Below are 5798 nucleotides of genomic sequence, written 5' to 3'. Positions count from 1 at the left end.
TCGCCACTTGCTGCAGTTGGCCCCGTCGAGCGCGGGCAAGGTCTATCTCTTGGGTCATTGGGGCGGCATCGAGATTCCCGATCCCTACCGGCAGGGCCGGGAGGTCTGCGAGGCGGTCTATCACCAGATCGCGACGGCGGTGGAGTTGTGGCTGTTGCGCTTGTAGCGCGATGGTTGCGGCTGTGGTAAGGATGCCGTCCTGTCGCCGCGCGAGCGGGAGGTCGTCCGCCTGATCGCCGGGGGCAAGAGCAGCAAGGAGATCGGGCGGGTCCTCGCCATCAGCCCGCGGACCGTGGATACCTGCCGGAATCGGCTGATGGAGAAGCTGGGGCTCCATTCGGTGGCCGATGGAGCGGGGGATGGTGGGCCAGGATCGGTGCGGATGTCGGGGGTGTGCCGCTCCCTCGACTTTGTGCAATGAATGCACAATACTCGCCCCATGCCAACGATCCATCGCCTGCCCAGCATGACCATCCGCGTGAACGTGCCCGATCACCGGCCCGCGCACGTGCATGTGGTCCTGACGGACCGGCGCGACGCCTTGGTTTACCTGGACACCCTGGAGACGGTCAGCCGGACGGTGCGCACCGCCGAGATAGCGGAGGCCCTCGCGTGGATCGCCGCGAACCGTGACCGCGCCCGTCAGATCTTCGAGGACTGCAACCCATGATCCACGACCCGCAGCATACCCTAACCGCCCTGGAGGTCTCGCCGCCGTTCGACCTGCGCCTGACCTTTGCCGATGGGTCCACGTTATTCGTCGATCTCGCCCCGACCATTCGCACTCATCGCGCCTTGGCTGCGCTCGCCGATCCCGCGCTTTTCGCCACAGCACGCTTGGACTCGCGCGGCGGATACGTGGTCTGGATCGAAGATGACCTGGAGCTGGCCGCCGACAACCTCCGCAACCTCGCCATTGAGCAGGCTGGTGGGATTGGCCACGAGCGCCTGGCGAACTGGATGGCCGAGCATGGACTCACCCAGGAGCGCGCGGCGGATGCCATCGGTATCTCGCGGCGCATGTTGAACTACTATCTGGCGGGCTCCCGGCCAATCCCCAAGACGGTGTGGCTCGCCTGTCTGGGGTGGGCGGTTGAGCGTAAGACAAGGAGGGCGGCGGCCTAGCTTGCCCTGCTCCCCCGCAGCCGCTAGGGTTCGGGGCCATGGATGACATCGCCAACCCCCCACGACGCCTTCCTTCGCGAGCGCTTCTGACGCTAGCGCACCCTCGGCGAGAGTCCGATAGTTGGCTGAGGGGGATCGCGACGGAAACAGCCTGCGCGGGGTCCTACGGCGCGTCTTGTCCGTATATTCGCCTACAGACTTGGAAGGCGAAGATGCGGACTTCCTGACCCGTATGCGTGGGCTACCCCTGTCTTTGAGCGGCTTAGGAGGACGCGGACGTTTGGCCTTTTCCTTAGGATGATCGTTGAGCGGGGGCGAGTTGAGGGCAGCAGGTGGCGTTGGTCAGTTTGGCCGGGTGTTGGATTGCAAGACCTGACCCCGGCACCCATGTGACCCCGGCACCCATGCGCCGCGTGCACCGGCGCGCCGGCGCCGACTGGCTGGTGGCGTACCTGCTCGATGGCGATCTCGCCAGTAACCAAAGGCAGATGAAAACCTGGGGCGCACCGCTATGGACCACGATTGTCTCCGAGCCCTCTACGACCGGGCGCCCCTGTGCATTCACGCCATTGGCGCCGACGGCCGCCTGGTCGCTATGAACCCGACGGGGCTGGGCCAGATCGGGGCGGACAGCACGGATGCCGTGCGCGGGCGCCCCTACCTGGACTTGGTGAGCCCGCCGGACCGGGACAGGGTCCGGCGCCTGATGGCCGAGGCCCTTGCCGGCCAGCTTGCCGAGTTCGAGTTCGACGCGGCTGGGCGGTCCCCGGTACGCCGTCTCGCCTCTTGCTTCATCCCCGTCGCCGACTCCGAAGGCCGGGTGATGCGGCTGGTCGGCTTCACCCGGGACCACTCCCAGCGCCGGCAGGCGGAGCAGGAGCTGAGGCGCCTCAGCCGAACGCATGCCGTCCTCTCCCGCTGTAACCGCAGCCTCGCCCGTGCCGTCGATGAGCGCGCTCTCCTCGACGCCTTCTGCACCAACCTGGTCGAGGTGGGTGGCTACGGTTTCGCGTGGGTCGGCTACGCCGGGCGAGGCAGCGGTCGAATCCGCATGGTGGCCCATGCCGGACAGGGGGCCCGGGGCTTCGCCGCCGCGGTCTGCGCGGCGGCCAACGCCGGAGACCGCGGCAGCCCCTGCCGCGTCGCCTGCGAGCGCGGCGACAGGGTCATCCTGCGCGACCTCTCCGACCGCTGCGACCTTGCACCCTGGGCCGACGCCGCTACGTACCACGGCTTTCGCGCCTTGATCGCCCTGCCCCTGCAGGCGGACGGTGCGCCCTTCGGCAACTTCAGCATCTTTGCCGATACGTCAGACGCCTTCGACGGCGCGGAGGTCGACCTGCTGGCCGAGTTGGCCGAGGACCTCGCCTTCGGCATCCAGACCCTGCGCACCCGCGCCGCTGAGGCCCAAGCCGTCCGCAGGCTGCGCAACGACGCCGAGCGGGACGCTCGGGGCCGCCTCGCCGCAAGCCTGCACGACGGGGTCGGCCAGACTCTGCAAGCCCTGAATCTCGGCCTCAAGCTGGTCAGTGGCATGGCGGGACGGCAGGAGGCGGTTCCGGTGGAACTGCTGGAGCGACTGGTCGAAGAGGCCGGTGACGCCCTGCGGGAGGTGCGCGCCGTGAGCAGCGAGCTGCGGCCCCCCTTCCTGGACCGCCTGTCGCTCGTCGATGCCGTCCGCCTCCATTGCAGCGAGATCGGCCAGCGCAGTGGTAGCTCGATCTGCGTCGACGCGGACCAGTTCCCCTTCGCTTTGGAGGACCGGGTCAAGGAGCAGTGCTTCCTCGCTTTCCGCGAGGCCCTGTCCAATGCGCTCCGCCACGCCCGGGCCAGCCGTATCCTGGTCGTCCTGCGGGTCCGGCGCCAGGAACGACTGACCCTGGTCGTCATCGACGACGGGGTCGGATTCGACACCCGCCAGACCTTCGAGCGCCCCGCCGGGCTCGGGCTCGGCATGATTCGCGAGCGCGCCGAGGGCGTCCTCGGGTGCGCCCGTATCCGCAGCGCCCCCGGCCGGGGGACCCAGGTGCGGATCAGCGTGCCCCTGACCAGGGAGGTCGTCCCGTGTCCTTAGACGTCATTCTCGCCGACGACCACGCCATCGTTCGCCAAGGGTTCGCCGCCCTGCTCCAAGCGGAGCCCGACATCGCGCTCTTGGGCCAGGCCGGCGACGGCGAGGCCGCTTGGCGGCTCATCGAAACCCTTCAACCCGACGTTGCCATCCTGGACCTGGAAATGCCCAAGGCCACTGGCATCGAGGTCGCCTGCCGCGTGGAGGATGCGGCCCTCGAGACCCGGGTGGTGCTCCTCACCATGCACGACGACGCCGCCTCCGCGCTCCAGGCCCAGGAGGCGGGCGTCGCGGGCTTCGTCGTCAAGGACAACTCCTTTGAGGATTTGGTGATGGCGGTGCGGAGCGTCGCCGCCGGCGGAACCTTCGTCACACCGGGAATCCGGGCCAAACTCCGGGCCTTCCAGCGCAACGGCCCGCCGCCTGCCGTCCTGTCGCCCCGCGAGCGGGAGGTCATTCGCCTGATTGCCGGGGGCAAGAGCAGCAAGGAGATCGGGCGGGTCCTCGCCATCAGCCCGCGGACCGTGGATACCTACCGGAATCGCCTGATGGACAAGCTCGGGCTCCATTCGGTGGCTGATGTGGTCCGGTGGGCGGTGGAGCGGGGGATGGTGGGGTGAACCCAAATCGCAGGGGCATACCGCCTTGGCGTGCAGGCACGTTTACTGCCACACTGTTGGCGGGTTACAGCAAGAGACATTGAGCCATGAACGCAGCGACGACGCAACTTGCCCTTGAGGGGGAAGCGCCCCCCTGCACCGAGACACCCGCGGAGTGATCCGCGTCGGGCAGACCCGAGTGACCTTGGAAAGCGTCATCGGGCTCTACGAGCAAGGCGCGTCTGCCGAGGAGATCGCCATGCGCTTCGACGCCTTGGACCTGCACGCTATCTACGCGACCCTGGGGTATTACCTAGGCCATCGCCCACAAGTACAACTTTACCTGGACCGCCGGCAACAAGGCTCGCTAGCGGCACGGCGCGAGGCCGAGTCGCGGTCACCTACGGCCCAGATCCGCAATCGCCTGGACCGCCAGCGGATCCGCGGTGATGCTTCGCCTGCTGGCTGACGAGAACCTCGACGGAAACATCCTGCGCGGCATCCTGCGACGCGTGCAGGGCGTCGACGTCGTTCGGGTACAGAACGTTGGGCTTTCCGGCGCCGATGACCCGGCGGTTCTGGCGTGGGCGGCCGAACAGGGTCGGGTGCTCGTCACCCACGACGTCGAGACGGTGACGGGCTTCGCCTTCGAGCGCGTGGATGCCGGCCTGGCAATGCCCGGGGTCATCGAGATCGTCGCGACGGCGCCCATCGGCAAGGCCGTAGAGGACTTGGCATTGCTCATCGAGTGCCTCGGCGACGGCGAGCTGAAGGACCGGGTCATCTACCTCCCGATGTAACCGGCGGAATCCCCATCCATGATCCACGACCCGCAGCACTCCCTGACTACCCTGGAGATCACGCGACCGTTCGACCTGCGCCTGACCTTTGCCGATGAGGCTAGGTTCTCCGTCGATCTGGCCCCGACCATTTGCACTCATCGCGCACTGGCCGCGCTCGCCGATCCCGCGCGCTTCGCCGCAGCACGCCTGGACTCGCGCGGCCGATACGTGGTCTGGATCGAAGATGACCTGGAGATGGCCGCCGACAACCTCCGCAACCTCTCCCTAGAACAGGCCGGTGGGATTGGACACGAGCGTCTGCCGAACTGGATGGCCGAACATAGACCGGACACGCGCGGGGTGATCCGCGATGGGCAGATCCGGCGACCTTGGAGAGCGTGATCGGGCTCTTCCACCAACGTGCAACTGCCGAAGAATCGCCATGCGCTTTGATGCCTTGGATCTGCACGATCTCTACGCGACCCTCGGATATTACCTCGGTCGTCGCCAGCAAGTGCAACTCGACCTGGCTCGTCAGGAGCAAGGCTCGCTAGCGGCACGGCGCGAGGCCCAACGCCAACGCCCACGACCCAGATCCGCGAGCGCCTCGACAGATGATGGCGGGCCCTCGGCGGTGCTCTGCGTTCCGGCTGACGGGAACCTCGGCGGGGACACATGCCGCGCGGTGTCCTGCGGTACGCCCTATCCGTAGATTCGCGTACAGCGCTGTAGGCGAATAAACGGACTTCTTGACGCTTGTTCGTGGGCTAACTTTAGTGACGACCGGGCGAGGCGAACGCGGGCGGAAGCGGAACGTGTGGCCTCGACCTCGGATGGTTGTTGAGCGGGGGCGCGCTGAGAGCAGCAGTTGGCGTTGGTCGGTTCGGCTGGGTGTTGGATTGCAAGACCTGACCCCGGCGCCTATCTATCGAGACGGTTCCCTTGGACGAGGCCCTGGCCGATGCCGCAGCCCTGGGGTTCCGGCGCTTCGGCAAAGGCCGGCACCCGGCGGGGCTCAATTTCGGCGGCTGCTTCTCTTACGCCCTCGCGTTCCGCGACCAAGTTCCGCTGCTCTTCAAGGGGAATGACTTTTCGCAGACTGATGTGCTGATTGCGGCTTATCCTATACCCTGATCGCCGGCCAATCGGCAGAATGTGGTAGCGGAGCGATTCGACTGGAATTATTTGAACCTGGCCCCTTAGTTACGGCCGGGGGGGCCC

General features: G+C 67.1%; 10 protein-coding genes. All 10 read left to right on the top strand.

The annotated features are described in order from the left end of the window. Positions 1–7 precede the first annotated feature (7 nt). The 10 genes from QZY03_RS02990 to QZY03_RS02945 all read left to right on the top strand — a co-directional run bounded on the left by QZY03_RS02990 (position 8) and on the right by QZY03_RS02945 (position 5711). Positions 8–166 (top strand): hypothetical protein, encoded by a 159-nt coding sequence (locus QZY03_RS02990; RefSeq protein WP_363168691.1) that lies wholly within the window; start codon positions 8–10, stop codon positions 164–166. Between the two features lie 33 nt (positions 167–199). Continuing rightward, positions 200–421: a LuxR C-terminal-related transcriptional regulator gene (locus QZY03_RS02985; RefSeq protein WP_295578161.1), complete on the top strand. Its 222-nt coding sequence runs from the start codon at positions 200–202 to the stop codon at positions 419–421. An 18-nt stretch (positions 422–439) separates the two neighbouring features. Then, positions 440–670, top strand: coding sequence for a DUF4160 domain-containing protein (locus QZY03_RS02980; RefSeq protein WP_295578160.1), 231 nt, complete (start codon positions 440–442; stop codon positions 668–670). Beyond that, positions 667–1125 (top strand): helix-turn-helix domain-containing protein, encoded by a 459-nt coding sequence (locus QZY03_RS02975; protein ID WP_295578158.1) that lies wholly within the window; start codon positions 667–669, stop codon positions 1123–1125. Before QZY03_RS02980 ends, QZY03_RS02975 begins: the two co-directional genes overlap by 4 nt. A gap of 511 nt (positions 1126–1636) precedes the next feature. Further along, the gene (locus QZY03_RS02970) at positions 1637–3199 is read left to right on the top strand and encodes a GAF domain-containing protein (protein ID WP_295578156.1); all 1563 of its coding nucleotides are present in this window, start codon (positions 1637–1639) and stop codon (positions 3197–3199) included. Continuing rightward, the gene (locus QZY03_RS02965; protein WP_295578154.1) at positions 3190–3816 is read left to right on the top strand and encodes a response regulator transcription factor; all 627 of its coding nucleotides are present in this window, start codon (positions 3190–3192) and stop codon (positions 3814–3816) included. Before QZY03_RS02970 ends, QZY03_RS02965 begins: the two co-directional genes overlap by 10 nt. 154 nt (positions 3817–3970) lie before the next feature. Continuing rightward, positions 3971–4264, top strand: coding sequence for a DUF433 domain-containing protein (locus QZY03_RS02960; protein WP_295578152.1), 294 nt, complete (start codon positions 3971–3973; stop codon positions 4262–4264). Continuing rightward, on the top strand, positions 4245–4595 hold the full coding sequence (locus QZY03_RS02955; RefSeq protein ID WP_295578150.1) for a DUF5615 family PIN-like protein: 351 nt from the start codon (positions 4245–4247) through the stop codon (positions 4593–4595). Before QZY03_RS02960 ends, QZY03_RS02955 begins: the two co-directional genes overlap by 20 nt. Positions 4596–4613: 18 nt before the next feature. After that, entirely contained in the window at positions 4614–4979 is a 366-nt protein-coding gene (locus QZY03_RS02950) for a DUF2442 domain-containing protein (protein WP_295578148.1), read from the top strand. 540 nt (positions 4980–5519) lie between these two features. Continuing rightward, positions 5520–5711 carry a type II toxin-antitoxin system VapC family toxin gene (locus tag QZY03_RS02945; RefSeq protein ID WP_295578145.1) on the top strand — a complete coding sequence of 64 codons (192 nt, stop codon included), beginning with the start codon at positions 5520–5522 and terminating at the stop codon, positions 5709–5711. Positions 5712–5798 lie beyond the last annotated feature (87 nt).

Origin of the sequence: uncultured Lamprocystis sp. (genome assembly GCF_903933125.1) — a bacterium.
Taxonomy (GTDB): domain Bacteria; phylum Pseudomonadota; class Gammaproteobacteria; order Chromatiales; family Chromatiaceae; genus Thiodictyon.
This window is presented reverse-complemented; position numbering and strand designations above follow the sequence as displayed.

Excerpts from the sequence above, each read along its gene's own strand:
- QZY03_RS02980 (WP_295578160.1), top strand. The coding sequence starts at position 440 with ATGCCAACGATCCATCGCCTGCCCAGCATGACCATCCGCGTGAACGTG.
- QZY03_RS02975 (WP_295578158.1), top strand. The coding sequence starts at position 667 with ATGATCCACGACCCGCAGCATACCCTAACCGCCCTGGAGGTCTCGCCG.
- QZY03_RS02970 (WP_295578156.1), top strand. The coding sequence starts at position 1,637 with ATGGACCACGATTGTCTCCGAGCCCTCTACGACCGGGCGCCCCTGTGC.
- QZY03_RS02955 (WP_295578150.1), top strand. The coding sequence starts at position 4,245 with ATGCTTCGCCTGCTGGCTGACGAGAACCTCGACGGAAACATCCTGCGC.
- QZY03_RS02950 (WP_295578148.1), top strand. The coding sequence starts at position 4,614 with ATGATCCACGACCCGCAGCACTCCCTGACTACCCTGGAGATCACGCGA.